The sequence below is a fragment of the Peribacillus sp. FSL H8-0477 genome (assembly GCF_038002765.1).
Lineage (GTDB): Bacteria > Bacillota > Bacilli > Bacillales > DSM-1321 > Peribacillus.
This window is the reverse complement of sequence record NZ_JBBODE010000003.1, coordinates 52,359-78,624: the sequence shown is the minus strand read 5'-3', so window position 1 is coordinate 78,624 and position 26,266 is coordinate 52,359. Positions and strand designations below refer to the sequence as shown.

26 protein-coding genes are annotated in these 26,266 nt (G+C 38.0%); 20 read left to right on the top strand and 6 right to left on the bottom strand.

Annotation, left to right across the window (positions count from 1 at the left end):
- Positions 1-14 precede the first annotated feature (14 nt).
- The 5 genes from MHI18_RS21510 (at position 15) to MHI18_RS21490 (ending at position 3,888) form a co-directional block, all read left to right on the top strand.
- Positions 15-767: an energy-coupling factor transporter transmembrane component T family protein gene (locus MHI18_RS21510; RefSeq protein ID WP_340850422.1), complete on the top strand. Its 753-nt coding sequence runs from the start codon at positions 15-17 to the stop codon at positions 765-767.
- Positions 764-1,606, top strand: coding sequence for an energy-coupling factor ABC transporter ATP-binding protein (locus MHI18_RS21505; protein WP_340850421.1), 843 nt, complete (start codon positions 764-766; stop codon positions 1,604-1,606). The genes MHI18_RS21510 and MHI18_RS21505 overlap by 4 nt, the downstream gene beginning before the upstream one ends.
- Positions 1,603-2,400, top strand: coding sequence for an energy-coupling factor ABC transporter ATP-binding protein (locus tag MHI18_RS21500; RefSeq protein WP_340850420.1), 798 nt, complete (start codon positions 1,603-1,605; stop codon positions 2,398-2,400). Before MHI18_RS21505 ends, MHI18_RS21500 begins: the two co-directional genes overlap by 4 nt.
- Positions 2,401-2,890: 490 nt before the next feature.
- Positions 2,891-3,463, top strand: a complete 573-nt coding sequence (locus MHI18_RS21495) for a site-specific integrase (RefSeq protein ID WP_340850419.1) — start codon at positions 2,891-2,893, stop codon at positions 3,461-3,463.
- Between the two features lie 131 nt (positions 3,464-3,594).
- On the top strand, positions 3,595-3,888 hold the full coding sequence (locus MHI18_RS21490; RefSeq protein WP_340850418.1) for a hypothetical protein: 294 nt from the start codon (positions 3,595-3,597) through the stop codon (positions 3,886-3,888).
- A gap of 109 nt (positions 3,889-3,997) precedes the next feature.
- On the opposite strand, the gene MHI18_RS21485 is transcribed toward MHI18_RS21490, so the two are convergent.
- Entirely contained in the window at positions 3,998-5,119 is a 1,122-nt protein-coding gene (locus tag MHI18_RS21485) for an NAD(P)/FAD-dependent oxidoreductase (RefSeq protein WP_340850417.1), read from the bottom strand.
- Positions 5,120-5,269: 150 nt separating this feature from the next.
- Between MHI18_RS21485 and MHI18_RS21480 the strand changes: the two genes are divergently transcribed.
- From MHI18_RS21480 to MHI18_RS21470, 3 genes are all read left to right on the top strand, one after another.
- Entirely contained in the window at positions 5,270-5,863 is a 594-nt protein-coding gene (locus MHI18_RS21480) for a branched-chain amino acid aminotransferase (protein WP_340850416.1), read from the top strand.
- A gap of 239 nt (positions 5,864-6,102) precedes the next feature.
- Positions 6,103-7,620 carry an aldehyde dehydrogenase family protein gene (locus MHI18_RS21475; protein WP_340850415.1) on the top strand — a complete coding sequence of 506 codons (1,518 nt, stop codon included), beginning with the start codon at positions 6,103-6,105 and terminating at the stop codon, positions 7,618-7,620.
- Between the two features lie 56 nt (positions 7,621-7,676).
- A complete protein-coding gene (locus MHI18_RS21470; RefSeq protein ID WP_340850414.1) occupies positions 7,677-8,882 on the top strand; it encodes an iron-containing alcohol dehydrogenase in 1,206 nt (401 codons plus the stop codon).
- Positions 8,883-8,917: 35 nt separating this feature from the next.
- On the opposite strand, the gene MHI18_RS21465 is transcribed toward MHI18_RS21470, so the two are convergent.
- The 4 genes from MHI18_RS21465 to MHI18_RS21450 form a co-directional block, all read right to left on the bottom strand.
- The gene (locus MHI18_RS21465; RefSeq protein WP_340850413.1) at positions 8,918-9,379 is read right to left on the bottom strand and encodes a GNAT family N-acetyltransferase; all 462 of its coding nucleotides are present in this window, start codon (positions 9,377-9,379) and stop codon (positions 8,918-8,920) included.
- Between the two features lie 100 nt (positions 9,380-9,479).
- Positions 9,480-10,199 carry a YebC/PmpR family DNA-binding transcriptional regulator gene (locus MHI18_RS21460; RefSeq protein WP_040375527.1) on the bottom strand — a complete coding sequence of 240 codons (720 nt, stop codon included), beginning with the start codon at positions 10,197-10,199 and terminating at the stop codon, positions 9,480-9,482.
- Positions 10,200-10,420: 221 nt separating this feature from the next.
- Positions 10,421-10,774 (bottom strand): ArsR/SmtB family transcription factor, encoded by a 354-nt coding sequence (locus MHI18_RS21455; RefSeq protein WP_340850412.1) that lies wholly within the window; start codon positions 10,772-10,774, stop codon positions 10,421-10,423.
- Positions 10,775-10,809: 35 nt separating this feature from the next.
- Positions 10,810-12,537, bottom strand: coding sequence for a SulP family inorganic anion transporter (locus tag MHI18_RS21450; RefSeq protein ID WP_340850411.1), 1,728 nt, complete (start codon positions 12,535-12,537; stop codon positions 10,810-10,812).
- Positions 12,538-12,764: 227 nt separating this feature from the next.
- Here MHI18_RS21450 and MHI18_RS21445 point away from each other — a divergent pair, with 227 nt between their 5' ends.
- Both MHI18_RS21445 and MHI18_RS21440 read left to right on the top strand, forming a co-directional pair.
- Complete coding sequence (locus MHI18_RS21445) at positions 12,765-13,745, top strand: Gfo/Idh/MocA family protein (protein ID WP_340850410.1); 981 nt, start codon at positions 12,765-12,767, stop codon at positions 13,743-13,745.
- Positions 13,746-13,977: 232 nt separating this feature from the next.
- Positions 13,978-14,433, top strand: coding sequence for a HEAT repeat domain-containing protein (locus tag MHI18_RS21440; RefSeq protein ID WP_445670054.1), 456 nt, complete (start codon positions 13,978-13,980; stop codon positions 14,431-14,433).
- Positions 14,434-14,478: 45 nt separating this feature from the next.
- On the opposite strand, the gene MHI18_RS21435 is transcribed toward MHI18_RS21440, so the two are convergent.
- Entirely contained in the window at positions 14,479-14,661 is a 183-nt protein-coding gene (locus MHI18_RS21435; protein ID WP_340850408.1) for a hypothetical protein, read from the bottom strand.
- A gap of 264 nt (positions 14,662-14,925) precedes the next feature.
- On the opposite strand from MHI18_RS21435, the gene MHI18_RS21430 reads away from it, so the two are divergent.
- The 10 genes from MHI18_RS21430 (at position 14,926) to MHI18_RS21385 (ending at position 25,863) form a co-directional block, all read left to right on the top strand.
- On the top strand, positions 14,926-16,002 hold the full coding sequence (locus MHI18_RS21430; protein ID WP_340850407.1) for a GntR family transcriptional regulator: 1,077 nt from the start codon (positions 14,926-14,928) through the stop codon (positions 16,000-16,002).
- Positions 16,003-16,226: 224 nt separating this feature from the next.
- Complete coding sequence (chvE, locus tag MHI18_RS21425) at positions 16,227-17,306, top strand: multiple monosaccharide ABC transporter substrate-binding protein (RefSeq protein WP_340850406.1); 1,080 nt, start codon at positions 16,227-16,229, stop codon at positions 17,304-17,306.
- A gap of 98 nt (positions 17,307-17,404) precedes the next feature.
- Complete coding sequence (gene mmsA, locus MHI18_RS21420) at positions 17,405-18,922, top strand: multiple monosaccharide ABC transporter ATP-binding protein (RefSeq protein ID WP_445670053.1); 1,518 nt, start codon at positions 17,405-17,407, stop codon at positions 18,920-18,922.
- Positions 18,919-20,082 (top strand): multiple monosaccharide ABC transporter permease, encoded by a 1,164-nt coding sequence (gene mmsB, locus MHI18_RS21415; RefSeq protein WP_340850404.1) that lies wholly within the window; start codon positions 18,919-18,921, stop codon positions 20,080-20,082. The genes mmsA and mmsB overlap by 4 nt, the downstream gene beginning before the upstream one ends.
- Positions 20,083-20,102: 20 nt before the next feature.
- Entirely contained in the window at positions 20,103-21,086 is a 984-nt protein-coding gene (locus MHI18_RS21410) for an aldo/keto reductase (RefSeq protein WP_340850403.1), read from the top strand.
- A 384-nt stretch (positions 21,087-21,470) separates the two neighbouring features.
- Positions 21,471-21,893: a cytidine deaminase gene (locus tag MHI18_RS21405; protein WP_340850402.1), complete on the top strand. Its 423-nt coding sequence runs from the start codon at positions 21,471-21,473 to the stop codon at positions 21,891-21,893.
- A gap of 61 nt (positions 21,894-21,954) precedes the next feature.
- Positions 21,955-23,139, top strand: a complete 1,185-nt coding sequence (locus tag MHI18_RS21400) for a NupC/NupG family nucleoside CNT transporter (protein WP_340850401.1) — start codon at positions 21,955-21,957, stop codon at positions 23,137-23,139.
- A 141-nt stretch (positions 23,140-23,280) separates the two neighbouring features.
- Positions 23,281-23,889 carry an AmiS/UreI family transporter gene (locus tag MHI18_RS21395; protein ID WP_340850472.1) on the top strand — a complete coding sequence of 203 codons (609 nt, stop codon included), beginning with the start codon at positions 23,281-23,283 and terminating at the stop codon, positions 23,887-23,889.
- Positions 23,890-24,145: 256 nt separating this feature from the next.
- Positions 24,146-25,216, top strand: coding sequence for a zinc-dependent alcohol dehydrogenase family protein (locus MHI18_RS21390; RefSeq protein ID WP_340850400.1), 1,071 nt, complete (start codon positions 24,146-24,148; stop codon positions 25,214-25,216).
- 275 nt (positions 25,217-25,491) lie between these two features.
- Positions 25,492-25,863 (top strand): rRNA methyltransferase, encoded by a 372-nt coding sequence (locus MHI18_RS21385; protein ID WP_340850399.1) that lies wholly within the window; start codon positions 25,492-25,494, stop codon positions 25,861-25,863.
- Positions 25,864-26,266: the final 403 nt, after the last annotated feature.

The following is a 26,266-nucleotide window of genomic DNA, read 5'->3' as shown; positions in this document are numbered from 1 at the left end:
TAAAAGCATTAAGCTTGTATCAAGATCGCATGTCACTGGTACATACTATTGATCCAATTACGAAGTTGGTCTTCATTCTTTTTTCTGTAAGTTTGCCTTTGATTCTCCAAAACATTTATTGGTCAGTCGGTATCCTGATGTTTTGTCTATTGCTTCTATTAATAGGAAAAGTGTTTAAACAAGCTCTGCCCATTTTAGGACTCAGTTTTGTACTGCTTCTCTCTATTGTGGTGATTCAGGGATTATATTCACCAACAAATGAAACGCTGTTCTTTTCTGTTGGTTTTATACAATTTTATGAAGAAGGCTTGCTTGTTGCTGTCCACATTATTCTGAGGGTTACGACCCTGCTTTGCTCGGTTTGTATACTCGTGCTGACTACGAAGCCCTCTGATTTAATCCAGAGTCTCATGAAAAAAGGATTACCAGCTAAAATGGGCTATGTCCTTAACTCGGTTATGCAAATCATCCCTGAAATGCGTTCAACTATGGCTACTATTTCGGATGCTCAACGGTCACGGGGAATCGAAACAGAAGGGAAATTAAGTACAAGAATTAAAGCGTTTTTCCCTTTGCTTGGACCGGTCATTATGAATGCTCTTGTTAGTACCCGCGAGCGTTCAATGGCCCTTGAAGTACGCGGCTTTAATTCCACGGCAAAAAAAAGTTTTTTAATTGAGCCAATCTTTTCGAAAGTCGGTTTTCCTCTGCAGATTATGATGATGGTTATGCTTGCTGGGGCAATAGGATGGAGGGTTTTCCTATGAGTATCATCAACGTTCGTCATTTAAACTATCGTTACCCATTAAAGAAGGAGCTGACTTTAGTAGATCTTTCGTTTGTTATTAATAAAGGAGAATTTATTGGAATTGTTGGACAGAATCGTGCTGGTAAATCAACGCTTTGCCAGGCATTAATTGGTTTAGTTCCCCACTTTCATAAAGGAGCCTATGGCGGCATTGTCGAAATTAATGGGATAAATGTGCAGGAATCCGATGTAAATACAATCAGTGAAAAGGCAGGGATTGTGTTTCAAAATCCGTTCACTCAAATTACTGGAGCTAAACTAACGGTCTATGAAGAGATTGCCTTTGGGTTAGAAAATCTTGGGATTCCACAGAAAGAAATGAGAGTACGGATTGATGAAGCTTTACAGCTGCTTGATATCTATGAATGTAGAAATCATAACCCCTTTGAATTATCGGGCGGACAGATGCAGCGGATGGCTATTGCAAGTATTATTACGATGAGACCTGAGGTAATTATTCTTGATGAACCGACGTCACAGTTGGATCCACAAGGAACAGAGGAAGTTTTCCGTGCTATCAATGCTCTTAGCAAAGATGGTATGACCGTCATTATGGTGGAACACAAAATTGAAAGTATCGCCAAATATGCTGATCGGATTATGTTAATGGCGAACGGGAGTATTGTGGATTTTGATAGCCCGCAAAAGGTGTTTTCCCGTGCTGACCTTTTAGACTATGGTGTACCTCCCCCAGTGTATACGCAAATTTGCAGACAGCTTGGGATAAGGAATAAAGACACGGGGCTCTATCCAATTACACTCGAAGAAGCTTATGAATGGATGGTGGCGACAAAATGACATCCATTGCCGTCCAATCACTTTCTTTTTATTATAAAAAAGAAGCTCCTATCTTAACTGACATAACGCTTACCTTTGATCAGCGGACTACAGCCATTATTGGTCAAAATGGAGCGGGTAAAACAACCCTAGTTAAATTGTTGAAAGGTCTATTGAAGCCGGTATCAGGGGATGTGTTGATTAATGACCAGAATACACGAGCTGTTTCGGTATCTAAATTAGCAGGCCATATCGGACTTGTTTTTCAGAATCCAAATGACCAGATTTTTAAAAGTAAGGTAATGGACGAGGTGATGTTTGGACCTCTGAATGTTGGACAACCAAAGGAAGAAGCGTTAACTAATAGTATGAATGCATTACAAATGGTTGGAATGGAGGATAAAAAAGACGATCACCCCTATGATCTTAGTTTATCCGAACGAAAGTTAATCAGTATCGCGTCAATCGTTGCTATGAATACAGATATTGTAATTTTTGATGAGCCGACCATTGCACAGGATCACGCTGGTAAAGAAATAATCAAACGAATCATCCACGACCTTCAAAAAAAAGGAAAGTGGGTTATTACGATTATCCATGATATGGATTTCGTTGCTGAGGCATTTGAACGTACGATTGTATTGGCTAAAGGGAAAGTATTGCTAGATGGTGCCACCCGCGAAATCTTTTTACAAAAAGAAGTTTTAGTACAAGCTGGTTTAAATCTTCCTCATGTTACCCAACTAGGTTATTTAATAGAAAAAAACAAAACCTTTCTGACAATAGATGAATTTACTGAAGATTCTAGGTTTTAAATAAATTAAACTAGTAATTTTAAAAAATCCGGCCCCTTAAAATCCGTTTTAAGGGGCTTGTTTTTTATTCTTAAGGTAATTAGTCACGGAATCAATATATCAAGATAGAGACTATCCTGATAGCTTAAAACGAAGTCTGATAAAACAACCCCTATTTATGCGTATAAATACCGCATTACAATTTGAATAGATGAAAAAACGCACGCTAAAACGCCTGTTTAAAGCTCTGTTTTTTTAGTTTAAGGTATTTCCTTTCTATATCACTTATGAAGCTTATATCGCCTTTAAAACACGTTAAAGACTAAGTAGCTATAACTCTATTAATTTCATTATTTTTTATTGGAAAATTCCGAATGTAACAAAGTACCTTTATTGATACATTCGAAATCCCGTTAAATCAACGTTTTTGGAGGGGTCATAAATTAAAAAACTTGCATTAAAATCTACTAAGACTGTACAATAAAATGAGGGAAAGGGGATTGTCACAACGATGGGGATAACGTCGCCTAAAATAAGAAATGTCCAGCCGATTCGCAGACTGGATCAAATAGAAAAAATGAAAAAAGCATTATTGAAATATTGTAGTTATCGAGATTACATGATGTTCTCTATCGGAATTAATATTGGGTTACGGATAGGGGATCTTTTGCAGCTTCGCGTAAACGATATACTGGATGGAACACATATTGTCATTATTGAGCAAAAGACGGAAAAGACGAAAAGGTTCCTCGTAAATCCACAATTGCGAAAAGAAGTCCGCAGATATACGAAACATGCTAAGCTTTCCGCTTCTGACTATTTATTTCCAAGCAGAAAGGGAGCAGGGCCTATAACAAGGGTGCAAGCTTATCGGATTTTGAATAAAGCCGCTGAAATGGCAGGTGTTCAAGATGTAGGCACACATACATTAAGAAAAACCTTTGGCTACCTTCATTATCAAAAATTTAAGGATTTAGCCCTGTTACAGCAAATTTTGAATCACTCAAATCCAAAAGATACAATGATTTACATAGGCTTAACACAAGATTTAATGGATGAAACGCTGATGGATTTCTATTTTTAATGATCACCAGTTGAACACCTGTTCAGACTGGTTCTTTTTGATGAAAGATCCTAATGAGAGATTATTTCGCAATAATTCTTCAATATAGGGTATAATAGAAAATTGGATATCATGAAGGAGGAATACATACCATGCAAATTCATAAAATAACCCCAGACGAAGAAAGTAAACTGCCGATTTTCGGCAGTCACGAAGAAGCAAAAGAGTTTTTTACGACGCAATATGGGGAGTCGTTTATTCATAAACAAACAATGGACCTTGGCGGAGTGGCTATCTACAAGTATATTTTAATTGTGGATCAAGAGGCATATAAATCGGGGCAGGAAAAGTTGGCTCGATTTGAAATGATGAACGGTCCAGAATTTATGAATAGCTTCCAGTCGATTCAGATTACGGAAGACGGCGAAGTAGAAATCGGATTATAATCCAGGTCAATGAGCATTCAAGATACTATATTGAAATATAAAAATTGAATAGTTCGCTTAAGAATACGCAAAAAACCGTCCAAAAATAAATGGACGGTTTTTTGCTTTATTAGGTTTCTTTTATAGCTCCGCTTACAGGATACAAATCTAGATCAATTTCTAGTTCCTGACCGAGGGCAAGTTTTGCTAGTTGTGAACCAATATAAGGTCCCATTGTAAGTCCAGAAGCTCCGAGACCATTAGCAAAAATGATTCCTTCCCAGCCTGGTACTGGACCAATAACTGGGAGAAAACCTGGTGTATAAGGGCGGAAACCGACCCTAGCCTCTACGAAGGTACTGTCCCCTAATCCGGGAGCTGTATCTAAAGCCTTCTGGAATACCTCATTAAGACCAGCGGCCGTGACTCGATTATCGAGTTGTTCTGTATTTTCATGTGTGGCTCCAGCCACAATTCGTTGATCGTCAAAAGCAAGCAGGTATTGATCACTTTGAGGCATAACGACAGGCCACTTACTTGTATCATAATCAGGAATTTCCAAGTGGATAATTTGTGCTTTTTGAAAAGATACTTGCATCTCGACCCCAAGCGGCTTAAGCAATGAGTTGGCCCAGGCGCCGGCACAGACGATAACAGTATCAGATAGGTATTCTGCTCCGTCAACCTGAACACCAATGACTGTTGCCCCTTCATAACGCAGCACTGCATCTCCATAATGAAGCTCAGCACCGTTTTTTTGTGCAGCGCGCAGGAGTGCGTCTCGTAAGGCCCGTCCGTCAACTCGGGCAGCTCCGCCAATAAATAAGGACTCGTATCCTTCATTCAATGGTGGAAAGGCCTTCCATGTTTGTTCTGGTGTTAAGGGAAGTAATTCACCGATTTCTGGTGCATCCTCTTTCCGTTTAAGCGCCCGTTTTTCCATAGCTTTTAGTTTTTGTTGATCGGTATGTAAGCTAATGGCTCCAACTTTGGCATATCCAGTATTTGTTTCGCCATCTTGTTTTAGATTTTCGATAAGACTAGGATAAAACCGAGCTCCTGACTTGGCAAGCTGGTACCATGCTTGATTACGGCGTTGTGACACCCAAGGGCAGACAATACCGGCAGCAGCAGCTGTCGCTTGTCCTTTATCTCTTCGGTCTACTATCATTACTTCAGCGCCGGATTTCGCGAGCTGATAGGCTGTAGAAGCGCCTAAGATCCCTGCACCGACAATAATAACTTTTTTCATTTTTACATACATCCTTTTTCTGTCGTCATTTCGTACTCTATCTAGTTTCTCACAAAAAGCTTTTTCAGGAAAGCGTTCAGCTGGTTTTATCAAGCACCAGAATGCTGTATAATAGGGAGAAGTTGTACATACCTAGGAGGAACTTAGAACATGTTGCGTAACCAAATGATAGACTATGTAAAGAAAGAACAAACGATCAATAGCCTTGACGTCTATAAAGAAGAAAAAGACTATATAGAAAAAAACCAACTAGTAGAGAATGACGTTCAATTGAAGGAAAAAGATGCAGCATCACGATTCTCTGATGCTTATATTGAGCGAAGTGATAAAGAAACAGAGGAGTTATTAGCGGAAGAAAGTAATGACTTTCTCAACCAGCCCCTTGATTATTTAAAAACACATAAAAATGAGTTTATCTATTTAGAATCAAAATGGTTTGAGCTAATTAACGTGGAGACCATTTCTTTAGAAGTCGATGATGTTTTTGGAACATATGACGTCATGCTTGGATTAAAACTGCAAAAGAAATTCGGCCCTGTTATTAAAACGTATGTAAATAGTGCACTTAATGGTGAATCTGTGAAATATAATTTACTGTTCAGTGGTGACGAAGGCGTTTGGAATTTCAATTTCCCACTCAACCATGTAGAAGGTTTTCATGAAGATCTATCGATCGGCGAAGCCTTTCAATTAATTTACTCGTTCTTATTCACACTTGCTGAAGCGGTCGAGGAAGGTAAGTAATACAGATTATCAGGACCCATATCGAAATGATATGGGTCTTTTATTGTGGAAATAATAATTTTTTATAATTTTCAATTAATTTGAAGGGATATTCCAAATAAAGGAGAATATAGGACTTTAGAATGTCAAGAATAGGGGGTCTTTTTAATTAGCTAATCATTTTTTTCTGTTTATAATGTAAGCGCTTTATAAGTAGACTCTTTTCGTTCATTTTTTATCAATTGAAGGAGGATTATACAATGACTGTTGAAACGAAAGTAACCGAATTTGCAAATTATATTAATGGAGAATGGGTGCCTGCTTCGAATGGGGAGACCTTTGACATTGTGAATCCTGCCAATGGTCAGATTGCCGCGAAAGCTGCTAAATCCTCGCTAGTAGAGGTTGAGCAAGCCGTAAAATCTGCACGTGAAACATTTGAATCAGGGGTTTGGTCGAATAAGTCTGTTGCCGAACGTTCACAAGTCTTATTGCGTTTTGCTGCCAAAATACAGGAACATGCAAATGAAATTATCTATTTAGAAGGCATAAGTTCTGGAGGGACGATAAGAAAGCTCGCAGGAGCAGATATCATGCAGCTTGCTATGACACTTAAAGATACAGCTGATTACGCTTTGAAATATGAATTTGTTGAGCCTTTACCAGTTGTCGATTATGTAGGGGCCAGCAGAAGTGAGATTGTTCGAGAGCCGCTGGGTGTTGTCGCCGCTATCACGCCGTGGAATTTCCCGCTGATTTTAGCAATGTGGAAAATTGCTCCTGCTTTAGCAATGGGTAATTCAATTATTGTGAAGCCTGCCACCAATACACCGCTTGGAACGTTGAAGTTGGCTGAACTAGCAATAGAAGCGGGTGTGCCGCCTGGTGTGTTCAATGTTATAACAGGACCCGGCGGAGTGGTTGGAGAGGCATTAGTTACGCATCCGCAAGTAGATAAAGTGGCTTTTACCGGTTCAACTGAGGTCGGAAAGAAGATTATGAGCTTAGCAGCTGGAACAATCAAAAAAGTGACCCTCGAGCTAGGAGGTAAGTCTCCATCAATTGTACTTCCGGATGTGGATTTTGAAACAGCGATTCCTGGTATTTTATTCGGTGTCTTCTTCCATTCTGGTCAGGTATGTGAATCTGGAACGCGGCTTCTCGTTCATGATTCCATTTATGAAGAAGTGGTTGAAAAGCTGGCAGCTGCAAGTTCAAAAATTAAGCTTGGCAATCCAATGGACCCTGCCACGGGTATGGGACCTGTCGTATCTAAGCATCAAATGGAAACTGTTTTATCGTATATTGAATCGGGTTTAGATGAAGGTGCACGATTAGTCTGCGGAGGGAAACGAGCTTCTGGAGAGAATCTGGATGAAGGCTATTTTATTGAACCAACGATCTTTGCTGATGTAACGAATGACATGAAAATTGCGCAAGAAGAGATTTTTGGTCCAGTCTTATCCGTCATCAAATACTCTACTGAAGAAGAAGCGATTGCCATTGCCAATGATACTGTTTATGGACTAGCAGCAGGAGTTTGGTCTAAAGACATTACAAAAGCCAATCAAATCGCGGGCAAGTTGAAAGCGGGTACTGTTTGGATTAATGACTGGCATGCTTTCCGAAATGACGCCCCATTTGGCGGTTATAAGCAAAGCGGAACGGGTCGTGAATTAGGGAAAAGAATGTTCGATGAGTATACGGAAACAAAACATATTCATACATCTCTTGCAAGTGAAATAGGTCAACGTAAAAGTTTCGGTTTGATCTTTTAATAAGAATGAAGAGCAGATACTGAATAAAAAAAGTTGATATAAGTGGAGGAGATCTTATGAAAGTAACATCTTATTATGAATATTACCAACATACAATTATAAAAAGTGGTTCAGGTACTCGTATTTTACTTCCGGATGTTATTAAACAGTTAGGAGGCACACGACCTGTTCTTTATTCAGACAAAGGGTTAACAAATGCCGGCATTACACAATCAATAATTGATTTATTCGAAAGAGTACCAGGTATTCAACTAGCAGGCGTGTTTGATAATATCGAACAAGATGCAAAATCCAGCTATATTAATGAGGCCATTTCTTTTTACAAAGAAAGAAATGGCGATTGCCTGATTGCATTAGGCGGTGGAAGTGTAATGGATACCGTAAAAGGCGTTAAATGGGCCATCCATCATAAGGTGAGTGATATCAGTCTTGCTGTGATGGGGACGCTAGCAGAAGGTCGAGATTCACAGCCATTTGCTACACCGCATGTTGCAATCCCAACTACTGCGGGTACGGGTTCAGAGGTTTCTCCAGGTGCAGTTATTCTTAATGAACGATTAGGGGTTAAATGTAATATTTTTAATCCATATATTAGTGCCGACTATGCAATATTGGACCCGGATTTAACACTTGGTCTGCCGCCGAAAATTACTGCCTTCACCGGGATGGACGCCCTCACACATGGGATTGAAGGATATTTTTCAAATAAATCAAATGCCATGACAGATGCTTTGGCCCTTCAATCAATTAGATTGGTCATAGATAACCTCAAAACGGCCGTTCATGAAGGGAAAAACCTAGCAGCCCGTTCGAATATGCTGCAAGCAAGTTCTATGGCGATTTTAAGTTTTTGCCTGGCAGTTGATGCGGTACCGGTGCATAATCTTGCTCATAGTTTTGGGGCAAAGTATAATATTCCGCACGGACTGGCCAATGCCGTGTTATTACCGAATGTTATGACGCATCTCCCAGAACTCTATCTGAATAAGATTCAAGGGTTAGCAGAGGCTTTACGTGTCGATGATGCGTCACCTGATTCAGAAACGTGTCTAAAACAGTGTATTGAGAAAATCATCTCACTCAGAGAAGATATTAACCTGCCGGAAGATTTCACTGAATATTCTATTGACCCCGAAGATATCCCAGGGTTAATTCCATTAGTTCAAGCGGATCCAATTGCCATGCTTTATAAAGTACGTGAAGATGTTATTACGAAAGTATCAAAAGAGGTCATTATTGGAACGAAGGTAAAAGTGATTTAATAAAAGGGGCATGTTTGATTTTTCAAACATGCCTTTTACAATTGCTTATACACAAACTCTCTGCAATTGCTAAACTGATGCTTTTTATAAAACTCTTTAGCATCAGTATTTTCAAACCAGTAATCTAATTCAATTAACTCAATATCATGCTTCTTTGCAATCGTGTATACCTCATCCATAAGAAGTGTTCCATACCCCTTTTTCTTTTGATCCGCTCTTAGCCCTATCTGATGTACATAAATCGACTCGTAACTCTTTCTAAACGCATTTTCTGGATAAAAGATAATTTCTATCCATACGTAGCCAATTGCTTTTTTGTGATCCTCTAATAGAAGAAAAATAAACTGATCATTGTCTATTAAATATTTAAAGGTTTCTCTAACTTCTGGATAGTTATATTTTTTAAAGTGCTTAGGATAAAGTGCGGCATGCAAGGAGTGAACATGTCGATTTAGTTTTGCAATGATTTCATAATTCTTCGTTGGCCTAATGTGCATAGTTCTCACCGCCTATTCACTATTCTATGCTGACAGAATGGCATGTGTTTCTCTATGTAAACACAAAAAAGGAGCTGAACTCAGCTCCTTTTTTTGTTGATTATTCGCCTAGCTCCACGTTGTGGTAGACTTGCTGTACATCTTCTAAATCTTCTAAGGCTTCAATCATTTTTTCGAATTGTTCTTGTGCGTCTTCTGAGAGAGCTAAATCATTTTGGGCAACCATTGTTAATTCAGCAACCGTAAACTCAGTAATACCTGCATCCTTGAATGCCTGTTGGACAGTATGGAATTGATCAGGTTCAGCATAAACAATGACGCTTTCGTCTTCTTCAATGATATCGCGAACATCAACATCCGCTTCCATTAATAGCTCAAGAACATCATCTGCAGATTTTCCTTCAATACCAATTACGGCAGTAGCATCAAACATATAAGCAACCGAGCCGCTTACACCCATGTTGCCGCCATTTTTACCAAATGCCGCACGAACATCTGATGCTGTACGATTAACGTTATTAGTCAACGCATCAACAATGACCATAGAACCATTCGGCCCGAAACCTTCGTAACGCAGCTCATCATAATTTTCTTCTGAACCGCCTTTTGCTTTTTCGATCGCACGGTCAATAATGACTCTTGGGACATTATACGTCTTTGCCCGTTCAAGAACGACACGTAAAGCTTGATTTGATTCTGGATCAGGTTCACCTTGCTTTGCTACCACATAAATTTCCCGTCCGAATTTTGCATAAATACGACTTGTATTTGCATCCTTCGAAGCTTTTTTCTCTTTAATATTGTTCCACTTACGACCCATATTTTCTCACTCTCTTTCGACTTAAAAATACGATTCTCTAATAAATGTCTTGATAATAAGTCCACTTCATTCAAATGCATTGAAAAGACAGCACTTATTCATTCGCTTCCATTATACCTTATTTATTGCGAGTTTAATAATCATTAAGCAAGATCCGCTTAATGATTATGAAGCTTTAGTGGTGAAAATGCAATTCTTTTAGAGAGAAGAAATGCTTTTCGTTATTCTTTATCGTTAGTCTGTGGATCCGGGGTCTTGAATTTATCGAGCATAGTGATTGTATCGACGAGATGATTATTAAAAATTTGCTTGGCAACAGCTAATAGTTCTATAATCATTGGATCTCTTAAAGAATAGATAACACGGTTTCCTTCTTTTGTTCCTGTAACAATATTCTTGGCCCGTAATACAGTCAATTGCTGAGAGACAGCAGATCCCTCACTGCCTACAAGGGTTTGAATTTCATTAACGTTTTTATCGCTTTCAGCTAATAATTCAAGAATTCTAATCCGAAGAGGATGGGCAAGTGCTTTAAAGAAGTCGGATTTAAACTGCTGCATTTCAAGATTTTTCATACTTTTCTCACCTTCCACATAACGTGTAGCCTTCATTATTTCTGAATTGGATTTGAAAGTGCCGTACATTCCCTAAATGCAAAGTGCTTGCAACCTAAGCATTTATTTTCATTTACTTGTTGAAGAGCAAAAGTAATAGCATCTCCAGTATGTTCAAAGAAGTGGTTTTCTCCTAAAAAATCAGTCAAACCAGTTTTAGTAAGTAAGTTTTTAGGCTGTTGGGTAATACCCACAATTAACACCATTCCATGTCTAGAAAAATCATGTACGATCGTTGATAGATAAGATTCACCAGTAGTATCAATAAAAGGAACCTTATTCATTCTTAAAATTAATACTTCAGGTGTTAGGTTTATGGTATTCATGATTGTCTGCTCAAAGGTTTGCGCTGCGCCAAAAAATAAAGGACCCTCTATATTATAGATGTTAATTTGCGGACAGTCATGTATATCTGTCACCATTTGAGTTTCTACCTTATTTCCCTTATGGTTTGGATTAGGTAAAGCTTTAACTGTAATCAATGATTCACTCATCCTTTTTACAAATAAAAGCAGAGCGAGCAATAATCCGACTTCTACGGCAACGGTAAGATCCATAAAAATCGTTAATAAAAACGTCACGATTAAAACGAGTGCATCGGCATTTCTTAATCTTACTAACTGAAAAAATACTTTTCTTTCACTCATATTCCACGCGACGACCATCAATATGGGAGCCATACTAGCTAAAGGAATAGTTGAGGCTAATGGAGCGAACACTACTAAAATCAGTAATACAATAACCCCATGAATAATACCTGAGAATGGAGAAACAGCGCCGTTTTTGATATTTGTTGCCGTTCTTGCAATTGCACCAGTTGCAGGTATGCCGCCAAACAATGGCGTGATAATGTTGGCAATGCCTTGGCCGATTAATTCACGGTTACTATTATGTTTACTCTTCGTCATTCCATCAGCAACCACTGCTGATAACAGTGATTCAATACTTCCAAGCATAGCAATAACAAATGCTGGAGCAATCATTTGTTCGATCCGTGCAAACGTAATGTCTGGAATATGAAAATGGGGGAGAGTATTCGGTATTTCACCATACGCGGAACCAATTGTGGCTACCTGGTCTGAGAAAAATAAAGAGGCGATCACAGTAGAGACCGTGAGTCCAATCAGTGGTCCAGGAATTTTCGGAAATTTCTTTTGTGTATAAAGAATCGTTATGAGACAAATAACTGCGGTCAACGAACTGTATACATTGACTGTATCAAGATGCATGGCTAGTTCTTGAACATTTTCTATAAACGTTTCTTGATGTTTAATCCCGGTTAGTCCTAAAAAATTTGTAATCTGTCCTTCAAAAATAGTCACAGCGATTCCTGATGTAAACCCAACGGTTACGGGCTTAGGTATGAATTTAATTAATGAACCTAACTTAAACATACCCATAAATAAAAGAATAAATCCGGCGAGAAAACCTGCAATCAATAGATTTTCATACCCATAGGACATAACGATTCCAAATAAAATCGGAACAAACGCCCCCGTTGGTCCACCAATTTGATACTTCGAACCACCGAAGAGTGCGATTAATATTCCCGCAATAATCGTTGTATAAATGCCATACTCTGGTTTGACACCAGAGGCGATAGCGAAGGCCATTCCAAGCGGTATGGCAATGACACCTACCGTAAGCCCAGCTAATAAATCCTTTTGAAGATTTTTAAGTGAATAGTCACGATATCTTCCGGTAAATCCCCATTTTCGGTGCATACGACTAACCTTCTTTGTAAGTAATGTATTGTGTTTGTATATCTGATTATTTGAATATATTACTATTGTAACTTACTCTGTTTTATACATAATGTCAAAGAGATTTTTATACTTTTAGGAGACTAGTAAACACGTAAAGCAAAAATAGGAAAGCTTTATTCTTTTATAGGCTAGTGCAATGTATTAAAATGGATATAACTACTAAATAAGGGAAAAGAGGAGAAAATATGACTCTAACAAAATGGGGCATTATGGGTACGGGTTGGATTGCAGAAAAATTTGCGGCTGATTTAAAACAGGTGAAAACGGCGGAGTTAACGGCTGTTGGTTCGAGAACAAGTGAAAGTGCTCAAAAATTTGCAGCGGAACATGCTATTCCACGAAGTTATGGAAGTTATCAAGAATTGGTTCTTGATGCGGATGTTGATGTCATTTATGTTGCCACACCACATCCTTTTCATAAAGAAAATGTGTTAACTAGTTTACGTGCGGGGAAAGCGGTACTGTGCGAAAAACCGTTTACTGTTCACTCTGCAGAACTAGTGGAATTAATCCAGTATGCCAGGGAGAATAAACTCTTTCTTATGGAAGCGATGTGGACGCGCTTTTTACCGTCTATCCAAAAGGTTAGACAATGGCTTGCGGAAGGACAAATCGGTGAAGTTCAACTGTTAAAAGCAGATTTTGGTTTTCGTACAGATTGGGATCCGACCAATCGACTGCTTAATCCTAACTTAGGAGGCGGGGCGCTTTTGGATGCTGGGATTTATCCTATTTCGTTTGCTTCTATGGTCCTTGGCACCAGCCCCGATAAGATAACTAGTACAGCCCACATTGGCTCAACAGGTGTTGATGAGCAATTCTCCGTCTTGCTGTCGTATCCTAATGGAAAAACAGCCTCTCTTAACGGAGCGGTACGTCTAAATCTTAACAATGATGCTTATATCTATGGAACAGAAGGCTCGATTTACATTCCTAATTTTTTGATGGCAAAAACAGCCTCATTATTCCGAGACAATCAGGTAGTCGAAACATTTACAGATGATCGCAGTACAGATGGTTATTCGTTCGAGGCCGAAGAAGTCAGCAGATGTATACAGGAAGGAATGACAGAAAGTCTGATCATGCCGCTTGATGAATCACTGGGCATCATGAAAATCATCGATGAAATTCGTAAGCAATGGGAGCTTCGTTATCCATTCGAGTGATAAAAGTTTAAACAGGAAATATGGCAGGGGAAAACGATGGCAGACATGAATGATGCCTATGTTTTTCCTGTTTTTCATGAAAACGTAGAGAAAGATGAAGACTTTTATTATGTTAGCATAAGGAATAGAGTATAATAAGAAAGATAAGAAAAAATTTCTTAGTAAATTGCGGATTGTAATAGCAGGTTTATTTTAAAAGTAAACATGATTTTTACATAAACACAGAAGGAGAATGACTATTTTGACTAACAAACAAACAATTGGACTACCTGAAAATTATGAAGAACTAAAAAAAGCGGCCGGCAGAAAATCTGATTGGCGTGAGCGATTAGATGCGGTTGAAGAACTAGGACAGTCTAAAAATACACAAACAATTGATATTTTAGTACGCCTTATGAACGATGACGCTGTGTATAAAGTTCAAGAAGCTGCTTACCGTCAACTAAAGAGATTAGGTTTAACGGATGGCCTTAAAGCACCAACACGCAAACAAGGAGATCTAATTAAAGGCACGTCAAAAACGTTGTTAAGAATTAAAAAAAGCTTACCTAAAGATCATACGTATAATGATTTTAAAGAGAAATTAAAGAATATGCGGTTAGATATCTATGATACGTACGAGGGTGAAAAGGGAGCAGATTTTGATAAATGGCTTGAAAGCACATGGGAGTCATTAAATAAAAAGTAAGTGATAGATAAAAAAGGAGCAGAATTTTGCTCCTTTTTATTATGACTACTTTTTGGCTTGTTCTCTTGAAAGTTGTTTCTGTTTACTGTTTCTCTTTTGTTTCAAGTAGTTTAAATACGTTTCATAATCACTTATGTCGACTGGGTTTTTTAAATTTCCCTTTTTGGCATTCATAATGGTTCGTTCGGTTTCTCTTATACGTTCTTCTAAGGTTTCAAGTGTCGCCATTTCCTCACTTCCAATCCTTTTCTAGTATATCATGTTTCCTCTTGTTTCAAGAGTAGCATTCATATATACATAACTATATTATGGTTAACTAGAATACGTTTTTTACAAGTTTTTCAAAATCTTCATTTGAAAAAGCTGGAAATATAGATTAATCTAGGTACAAGTATGTCTTTTAATGATCTATAATTTATAGTTATACGTACAAATGAATATAAATAATCCATAGCTTAGCGTTAGTTGTGGGTTGGAGGCTGTTACCCTACTATGAAAAAATACGAACAAGTAAAGCAGGGAATCAAATCGTTTATCATAAATGGAAAATATCTGCCTCATCAGCGGATTAACTCTGAATCAGAATTAACCGTTCATTTTGGTGTAAGCAGACATACGGTAAGAAAAGCGATTAATGATCTTGTCAACGAAGGCTGGTTATACACAGAACAAGGCTCTGGAACGTATTGTGCTGATCGGGAAGCTGTCAGTCATTCTACTGAAAAAACAATTGCGCTAGTGACGACGTATATTTCAAACTATATCTTTCCTCAGATTATTAACGGGGCGGAATCGTATTTAAGCAAAATGGGGTATAATTTACAGCTATACAGTACGAATAACGATGTCAGCAAGGAAAGAATGTGTTTAGAAAAAATCCTTGGCAGTCAGATATCAGGTCTTATTGTAGAACCTACAAAAAGTAATTATTATAATCCGAATTTAACGTATTACTTGAATCTAGAAAGAAGAAAAACCCCCTATCTGATGCTTAATGCGTACTACCCAGAATTAAATCCATATAGCTTAACACTTGACGACGAATTAGGCGGTTATTTAGCCGTTGAACATTTGCTGAAGCTTGGACATACAAGAATTGCCGGCTTATTTAAAACGGATGATTTACAAGGTGTAAGGCGAATGCAAGGATTTATTCGAGCCCATCGTACATATAGAGTTCCCATCTTACCAGAAATGATCGTTTCCTATACGACAAAAGAAAAATACACAAAAGCGGCAGAACTATTTACCTCACTTATGAAAGCGGAAGTTCGTCCGACTGGTTTATTTTGTTACAATGATGAAATTGCCCTCTCTATGCTGGATATCATTCGTGAGCTGGGGATGAGTGTTCCAGAAGACTTATCAGTAGTAGGATTTGATGACTCTAATCTAGCAACCGCTTCGGAAGTGAAGCTTACTTCTGTTAAGCATCCTCAATTTGAAATGGGACGTCAAGCTGCTGAAACGATTATTCAGTTAATCGAGAGCAAAGATCAAATAGGAAATCCTAGTATTCTTTATAAACCAGAATTAGTCATTCGAAAGTCTACAAAAAAAATAGGATAGTAAGTGTTTAAACTCCTTCTTAAAAGGAGTTTTTTTTCATATAATCAAAAAAAAGGAAAATATTTGTTCGTACAAGTAAAATTTTAGTAGATTACTTGTGCTTACAAGTAGTATGATAGTCATGGAAGCGAATACATTTCTGAACTGTCTCTATTTTCTTTCTATTTTCATAACGTTATAGATAGATGATAGTGATAACTAATTTTAAGGGAGAGATACAATTTATGAAGAAATTACTAGGCTCAATATTAATGCTTGTCATGATCTTCACACTAGCCGCTTGTGGCGGTGATGAGAAATCCGGCGGGAAAGAAAGCGGTTCCGTAGGTATTTCCATGCCTACTAAATCCTCAGAACGCTGGGTCGGTGACGGAAAAAATATGAAAAAGGAATTTGAAAAGTTAGGCTATAAAACGGATCTGCAATATGGTGAAGATATCATCGAGAACCAAGTTTCTCAAATTGAAAATATGATTACGAAGGGTGTCGATATTTTAGTTGTAGCACCCATTGATGGGGAATCATTAACAGACGTGTTAAAGAAAGCTGGAGATGAGGACATCAAAGTTATTTCTTATGACCGATTGATTAAAGGTACAGATAATATCAGCTATTATGCAACGTTCGATAACTTTAAAGTAGGAGTTTTACAAGGACAATATATTGTCGACAAGCTAGGCCTTGAAGATGGTAAAGGACCATTCAACATTGAATTATTTGGCGGCTCTCCAGATGATAACAATGCATACTTCTTCTTTGACGGTGCGATGTCAATCTTGCAGCCGTATATTGATTCCAAGAAATTAGTTGTACAAAGCGGACAAACGGATATGAAGCAAGTAGCTACATTACGTTGGGACGGAGCAACTGCTCAATCAAGAATGGATAATCTATTAAGTTCTAAATATTCCTCTGAGCGCGTAGATGCAGTTTTATCTCCTTTTGATGGAATCAGCATCGGCATTATCTCTTCATTAAAAGGTGTTGGCTATGGTTCAACTAGTAAACCACTTCCGATTATCACAGGACAAGACGCTGAGCTTGCCTCTGTTAAATCAATCATTGCTGGTGAGCAAACTCAAACCATCTATAAAGATACGAGAGCTTTGGCTAAACAAGCAGTAGCAATGGCTGATGCTGTTCTTAAAGGGAAAGAAGCGGAAGTTAATGATGAAAAAACGTATGATAATGGTAAATTAGTGGTTCCAGCTTATCTATTAGATCCAGTCGTTGTTGATAAAGAAAACTATGAAGAAATACTAATCGACGGTGGATATTATACAAAAGAACAACTAGGTCAATAATCTAACATATATGGATACTGCCGGCGCATCGCTTTCCCGTCAGGCAGTATCCAAAAATATGAGGTGGGGTGAAGTCATTGTCATCAGTACTATTGGAAATGAAAAATATTACTAAAACATTTCCGGGCGTTAAAGCGTTAAATGACGTGAACTTACAAATTAAAGAAGGAGAAATTCATGCATTATGTGGAGAAAATGGTGCAGGGAAATCAACCTTAATGAAAGTACTAAGCGGTGTGTACCCGCATGGTAGTTATACAGGAGATATTCTATTTTCAAATGAAGTCTGTGAATTTAAAGATATAAAACAAAGTGAAAACCTAGGAATCGTCATCATCCATCAAGAACTAGCTCTTATTCCTTTTTTATCTATTGCAGAAAATATCTTTCTTGGTAACGAGCAAGCAAAAAATGGAATCATTAATTTTAATGCAACCATTGCTAAGACAAAGGAATTGTTGAATGTTGTTGGCTTAAATGAATCACCAAACACGCCCATTAACCAGTTAGGTGTTGGTAAGCAGCAACTGGTTGAAATAGCAAAAGCACTTTCTAAAAAAGTGAAATTATTAATACTTGATGAACCAACTGCAGCATTAAATGAAGACGATAGTGAAAATCTGCTTAACTTACTCCTTGAATTCAAAAAACAAGGGATGACCTCTATTATTATTTCTCACAAACTAAATGAGATTGCTAAGGTTGCAGATTCCATTACCATACTACGTGACGGCAAATCAATAGAAACACTTGATATGAAGAAAGATCATGTTACAGAGGACCGGATTATTAAGGGAATGGTTGGCCGGGACTTAACGAATCGTTATCCTGATCATACGCCTAAAATTGGAGAAACGATTTTTGAAGTTCGGAATTGGGAAGTTCAAGATCCGGCTAATCCGGAGAGAAACATTGTGGAAGACGTCAGCTTTTCTATTCGCAGCGGCGAGATTGTAGGGATAGCTGGACTTATGGGGGCGGGACGAACGGAACTTGCCATGAGTATTTTTGGGAAAGCTTACGGTAAAAAAATTACTGGACAGTTATTTAAAGACGGAAAAGAACTGAAATTAACAAATATAACCCAAGCAATCAACAACGGAATTGCTTATGTGACAGAAGATCGAAAACAGTACGGTCTGGTTTTAGAAGAAGATATCAAGACGAATATTACCTTAGCTAATTTGAAAAAAATTTCTAAGAATACGATTGTAAATGATCATCAAGAAGTAATAGAGGCAGAAAAGTACCGGAAACAAATGAATATAAAAAGTCCGAGCATATTGCAGAAAGCAATGAACCTAAGCGGGGGAAATCAACAAAAAGTGATTTTGAGCAAGTGGATGTTTACGGAACCGGACATTCTTATCCTAGATGAGCCGACGCGCGGTATTGATGTCGGGGCTAAGTATGAAATCTATTCTATTATTAATACATTAGCTGACCAAGGCAAAGGCGTGCTTATCATCTCGTCAGAGTTACCTGAAATACTAGGGATAGCTGATCGTATTTATGTAATGAGAGAAGGCAAATTCACCGCTGAATTCACTAGAGAAGATGCTACACAAGAAAAAATAATGAAATATATGACTAGAACAGGGGTGGAGCAGCAATGAAGACGCTTGCTAGTTTGTTCAAAAATAATTTAAGACAGTATGGCATGGTACTCGCATTAGTCCTAATTATGATTCTTTTTCAAATTTTAACAGAAGGTGTTCTATTAAAACCAATTAATATTACGAACTTAATTCTTCAAAACAGCTATATCCTTGTTCTAGCGATAGGTATGCTTCTCGTAATTATCCTCGGGCATATTGATCTTTCAGTAGGTTCGGTTGTCGCGTTTGTAGGAGCGATGTCAGCAATCTTTATGGTAGAAATGAATTTACCTGTATGGCTGTCTGTTGTGCTTTGTCTGATTATTGGTGGCTTAATTGGTGCGTGGCAAGGTTTTTGGGTGGCGTTTTTACGGGTGCCTGCGTTTATTGTTACGTTAGCTGGAATGCTGGTTTTCCGCGGCCTTACCATGCTTGTCTTAGATGGACAATCGATTGCACCATTTCCGGCTTCATTTCGTCAAATGAGTTCAGGGTTTATACCAGGGCTTAATAAGTCGGGTGATTTAGATCTGTTAACGATGATTGTTGGAGTGGTTATTTCTCTGATATTAATCTGGGGGGAAATAAGAAAAAGAAAACAACAAGCTTCTTATAACTTCGACATCTTGCCAATGTGGTTATTTGCCTTAAAACTAATTCTCATTGTAGGCGTGATGAATGTATTTGCTTATTTCCTAGCTTCCTATGAAGGAATTCCTAATATCCTAGTCATTTTAGTTGTCTTAATTGTTGCATACTCATTCATTACGAATAAAACGATAGCAGGCCGTCATTTATATGCCCTAGGCGGCAATGAGAAAGCGGCTAAGCTTTCTGGGATTAAAACAAAATGGCTGACATTTTGGGTATTTGTAAATATGGGTGTTCTTGCTGCACTATCCGGCTTACTATTTGCAGCTCGATTGAATGCGGCTACTCCAAAAGCAGGAAACTCATTTGAGTTAGACGCGATAGCAGCTGTCTTTATCGGCGGTGCTTCTGCTTATGGAGGGATAGGAACTGTGATTGGAGCGGTAGTCGGTGGACTGGTTATGGGTGTACTAAACAACGGTATGTCGTTAATCGGGTTAGGTGTCGATTATCAACAAACGATTAAAGGGCTGGTTCTCTTAATAGCTGTTGGATTCGACGTTTACAATAAAAATAAATCATCTTAACTAAAGGAGTGACTTCTCTTTTGAATTTTCGAAAACTAGGAAATACAGAATTAAACGTTAGTGAGATTAGTTTTGGAACATGGGGAATAGGGGGTGACTGGGGGGAATCTACGACAGAAGATGCGCTGTTAGGTTTACATCGTGCAATGGAGCTTGGTGTCAATTTCTTTGATACGGCAGATGTATATGGAAATGGCCGAAGTGAAGAGTTACTTCGTGAAGCTACTAAAGGCAAAGAAGATCAAATTTATATCGCTTCCAAGTTCTGTAGAGCAGGTGATGTACATGACCCTCAAACATATTCTGAAGAGGCAGTTCGTGCCTATTGTGAAGCTAGTTTAAAGAGACTGGGCCGTGAGCGGATTGATTTATATCAAATTCACTGTCCTCCTCTAGAAATCTTAAAAAATACGAATGTATTTGATGTCCTGGACAAATTACAGCAAGAAGGGAAAATCCGTCATTATGGTGTAAGTGTAGAGACGGTGGAAGAAGGACTCTTTTGTTTGACTAATCCAGGGGTAAAAGCTTTACAAGTGATCTTCAATGTCTTTCGTCAAAAAGCGCTTAAGGAACTTCTCCCTGCAGCTAAAGAACAAGGAGTCGGAGTGTTAGCACGTGTGCCGCTTGCAAGCGGCCTGCTAACAGGTAAATTCACAAATGATACGAAATTTGCTAACGATGATCATCGGCAGTTTAACGCAAATGGTGAGCAGTTTAATGTAGGAGAAACCTTTGCAGGACTTGAGTTTTCGAAAGGAGTAGAGCTTACTGAAGAACTTTCCTGGATAGCGGAGGGACGTGAATCTTTAAGCAGTGCTGCTTTACGTTGGATCCTTGACCAAGATGCCATAACATGTGCCATTCCAGGGTTTAAGAACGTAAAGCAAGTTGAACAAAATCTCCAAGCTATTCATACTAAGCCATTTACTGAAAAAGAACACATACGGATAGGAAGCTTTTATGAAAACAGTGTGAAACGTTATATTCGGGGAGCTTATTAAGAGGAACTACTTTTTCTTGTTCATTTGAACCGGAAAAAGTAGTTTTTTTTGTTTTCTCTAATAGGACAGGAGAAATGAAAAAGTAAGTCCTTTTTCATATAAAAAATCTGAAATAATATGAATGTATCATACTATTGGTATAGAAAAAATGTAGACATTTTGTGAATTATAAATACAAAACGCTCTATAAATGCTGATGTATCAATGTTTCTTAAATAAAATCCAGAATGGAAATTATTTCTTAATAATATTCTTTGTTTACTTTTCCTGATCATCTATTGTACTATATAGATGTTGGAGGTTAGAGGTCAGACATCTTAAGCCCCCATGATAAAAATATATTTTTTTAAATGTAGTGAAAGCGTTTCCTGCTGTTTTGAAAAAATGTTAAAGAATGGGGAGTTAATTATGGATAAACAAATGTTAATTAACGAAGCAATTACGGCTCGTACACAAGCGTATACACCTTACTCTAAGTTCAAAGTTGGAGCGGCTGTGCTGACAGAGGACGGACGTGTGTATCAGGGGTCAAACATTGAAAACGCTTCATACGGTCTAACAAATTGTGCGGAGCGGACGGCCATTTTCAAAGCCGTTTCAGAAGGTACAAGAAAGATAAAAGCAATAGCAATTGTTGCAGACACTGAAGGACCTGTTTCACCATGTGGAGCTTGTCGACAAGTTATTGCTGAATTCAGTGATAACGATACAAAAATCTTTTTGACTAATTTAAAAGGTGACACAGTAGAGACGACGATCCAAGAAGTATTACCTGGGTCTTTCTCAGCTTCAGACATGGAAGTTTAATATCGGTATTTTATATTTACGTAATAGGTAGAAACTAATAATTATACACCGGGGGTAACTCATGAGTTATTTAATAGCGATTTTCGGACTAATTGTCGTTTTTGGACTTGCTTTTCTTGCTAGCAGCGACCGTAAAAAGATTAAAATAAAACCAATTATTATTATGGTTGTTATCCAGATCATTTTAGCTTTCTTGTTACTGAATACGAAGTTTGGATATGTAGTCATTAAGGCATTTGCAGGTGTCTTCGGTAAGCTTTTAGAGTATGCAGCAGTTGGTGTCAACTTTGTATTTGGCGGGATTGCCAACGGGGGAGAAGCTCCATTCTTCCTAACGGTACTGCTTCCTATCGTATTCATTTCTGTATTAATTGGTATCTTCCAATACCTAAAAATTCTTCCTTTCATTATGAAATGGATTGGATTCGTACTTAGCAAAGTTAATGGTATGGGTAAACTTGAATCCTATAACGCTGTAGCATCTGCTATGGTCGGGCAGTCTGAAGTCTTTATCACAGTGAAAAAACAACTTGGTCAACTATCAGAGCAGCGTCTTTACACCTTGTGTGCTTCTGCTATGTCAACCGTTTCTATGTCAATCGTTGGTGCTTATATGACCATGATTGAACCCAAATATGTAGTTACAGCTATTGTTATTAACCTGTTTGGTGGTTTCATCATCTCTTCAATCATCAATCCGTATACCGTTTCTGAGGAAGAAGACATCTTAGTTGTTCAAGACGATGAGAAACAATCGTTCTTCGAAATGATTGGTGAATATATTATGGATGGCTTCAAGGTAGCGGTCATTGTTGCTGCGATGCTAATCGGCTTTGTTGCCTTAATGGCAGGAATCAATGGTTTGTTCGATATGATCTTTGGAATCAGCTTCCAAGAAATTCTTGGATATATCTTCTCTCCTTTTGCCATGTTGATGGGTATTCCAGCAGCAGAAGCAGTTAAAGCGGGGGGCATCATGGCAACGAAACTAGTAACCAATGAATTTGTTGCGATGCTAGACTTAACGAAAGCAGCTTCAGAACTAAGTTCAAAATCAATTGGTATCATCTCTGTGTTCCTTGTCTCATTTGCAAACTTCTCTTCAATCGGAATCATTTCCGGTGCAGTAAAAGGATTGCATGAAAAGCAAGGTAATGTAGTAGCACGCTTTGGTATTAAACTTCTTTACGGTGCAACTTTGGTAAGTATCCTAACATCTATCATTGTTAGTCTGATTATCAAATAATAATAATTGACAAACTTTAGTAGATAATAAGAGCATCTCTCTTTCGAATAGAAGGAGAGTGCTTTTTCTTTTTTAATTCATCTAGAAAATTCATCATAAAAGGGGGTATTTGTGAAAAGTATTCTTTTCACAAAGCGCTATATGGGTACAATAGGATTATTTTTATCAGGAGCGGTGTTATTTTTAAACGGACTATTTCTGATTGGTAAAGCAGACGGAAAAAGTATTGCCTACTTTAATTTATTCGTAGGTGCGATTCAAACGATTTCTCCTTTATACTTGGTATTCGTGTCAGACCAAACGAACTGGACACTTTATAATTACTCCAGTATCTTCTTATTCGGATTAACGTATCTGTTTTTAGCTGTAACAATTATTAAAGATCTTAATGGCAATGGACTAGGTTATTTTTCATTATGGGTAGCGATTATATCTGTCGTTTACACATTAGTATCGATTATTCAATTTGGTGATATCGCTAACGCCATAACATGGGCATTTTGGGCGTACCTATGGTTCCTGTTCTATCTTTCTATGTCATGCGGGAAAGACATTGACGCATATACAGGCAAAGTTGCTATTGTTCTCTCGTGGGTGACCCTGACCATTCCGTCTATGTTTACCATGACCGGAATTTCTAAAGAGCCAGCAGCTCAGTTTATCTGGTATGCACTCGCAATCGCGTCCATTCTATACTTCCTAATCTTAAATATAAACAAAGGCCGTGAGAAACAACTGGCTTCTAAATAAAATAAGGCTGTTACATGGGAATTCCCATGTAACAGCCTATTTTTTTCGACATATTTACCTTTATTCTATTGTAGGTGCTGTAGGTGTTTAACAACAAATTAAGGGGAACGTAGGAAAAGATGAGACATGAGTGTCCGATTTTCGACAGGCACTAGCAAATGCTGCTGTATTGACTAGGGATAAGAAGGGATAGTACTATTTTAATAACTACTTGACCAACCATACATGTAAGCGCTTACTAAAAAGGAGGTATGTTATGAGAGCATTAGTAATGGAAGAACTGAAAAAACCGCTCGTAATTAGGGATATGCCCGATCCAGAATGTGCAGACGATGGTGTGGTTATAAAGGTCGAAGCAAATGGGGTTTGCAGGAGTGATTGGCATGCATGGCAAGGAGATTGGGATTGGATTGGCATAAAGCTGCCATTACCACATATTTTAGGTCATGAATTTTCAGGAATCATTGAAGAAGCAGGAAAAAATGTTAAGAATTTTAAAAAAGGTGACCGAGTAATTGCTCCATTTACCATTGGGGATGGCACCTGCCCTTATTGTCAAAGCGGTCATCATAACATATGCGAAAATATCCAGCTGCTAGGTTTCTCGACTTGGGGCGGTTACGGCAGGTACACGGCTGTTCCTAGTGCGGATATTAATTTAGTAAAGTTACCCGATTCGATTGGCTTTGTTGAAGCTGCAGGTATGGGGTGTCGGTTTATGACGGCATTTCACGGGATAACAGATCAAGCGAAGGTTACTGGAGGGGAATGGGTAACGGTACATGGCTGCGGTGGTGTAGGACTGTCTGCAATCCAGATTGCGAGCGCATTAGGAGCCAATGTTATTGCAGTCGATATTGGAGAGGACAAGCTAAACCTTGCTAAGCAGTTAGGTGCAGTTGCAGCGATTAATGCCAAAGACGGTCATACAACAGAAGCTATACGTGAAATAACGAAGGGAGGAGCCCATGTTTCCGTAGATGCTTTAGGCATTACACAGACTTGTCAGGCAGCAATCAACGGGTTGCGTAAAAGAGGACGACACTTGCAAATTGGTCTTACATCTCGTGATGAGGAAGGAATGATTCCACTTCCAATTGATTTTATTGTTCAGTCTGAGATCCAGTTAATTGGTTCGCTCGGCATGCAGCCTTCACGATATCCGAGCATGCTGAGTATGGTAGAGTCAGGTAAATTGAAACCAGGTTCATTAGTTACCAAAACCATCTCGCTTGATGAAGTACCAAAAGTATTCGATGAAATGGATACATTTCAAAACCTTGGCGTGACTGTCGTCGATAAATGGGAAGTTAAAGCGACCGTTTAATAGGCAGGCTTAGAATAAGCAAAGGGAAGACACTTTGCTTATTCTAACGTTTTGATAAGTATTCAAATATACTATTTTTTTGGTCTAACACCGTGATTTTTGGCATATTTGCTTTAATTAACTATATCAATATAGTTAATTTTCCATAAAATAGTGAGGTTAATGACCCGTGTTATCATTTTATCTCCCTAATTAGAGGATTAATTCTTTCTAAGCCTATCAATGTCTTATATAATTAAGTTGTTAAAACGATCTAACTGTAAGGAGCGAATAAAATGTGGAAACTGGTCAATGGTCACTTAACTCAGACAACCGATACATCTAGAGTGAAATTTAGAACGAATATTAGCAAATCCATATTAGAGGAATTAGATACGCTGGCTCAAACACATGATACGCATGTTAACTACTTACTAGAAACAGGCTTGCAGCATGTTTTATCACAAGGTGTAATCACGTATAATAAAGAACTGCGTCCCAAGGACCGTGTTCAATTTAAAACAACGTATGATCAAGAACTATTAGTGAACTTGAAAGAATTCGCGAAGAGCCATCATGTATTCATCAATGATGTCATCGAATATAGCGTTAATTACATTGATATTGAAAAAAGTAAAAATAGCAGTTATAAACATAGAATAGAGTAGGAGAATTACTTCATTTATTCTATTTCATACAACGCCCCGAACATAATATATATTATAGGAAGTTAATTTTTTTATCTCTATAATATCTCATATCACAAGAATACTCTTAATATTGAGACAGAATGAAAATTTTGAGATGTTCAGTCTTTATGCAAACTTACTCAGCAATTTTAATTACCTGTTATTCAGCAGCTAAAACGGATTTAAGACGGTTTGATTATAATCAGCATTCCTTCATTCAGTAATTGATACATTTAAGCTGACAAATAATTGGGTTGCCATACTTATCAGCATTTAATATCATTGTATGCCGCTTAGATATACCTTTAAATTCTCATAGAGCTCTTTTTGGCGTATTTCGGATACATTTAGAACATTTACCCTAATTTATCTTTAAAACGTT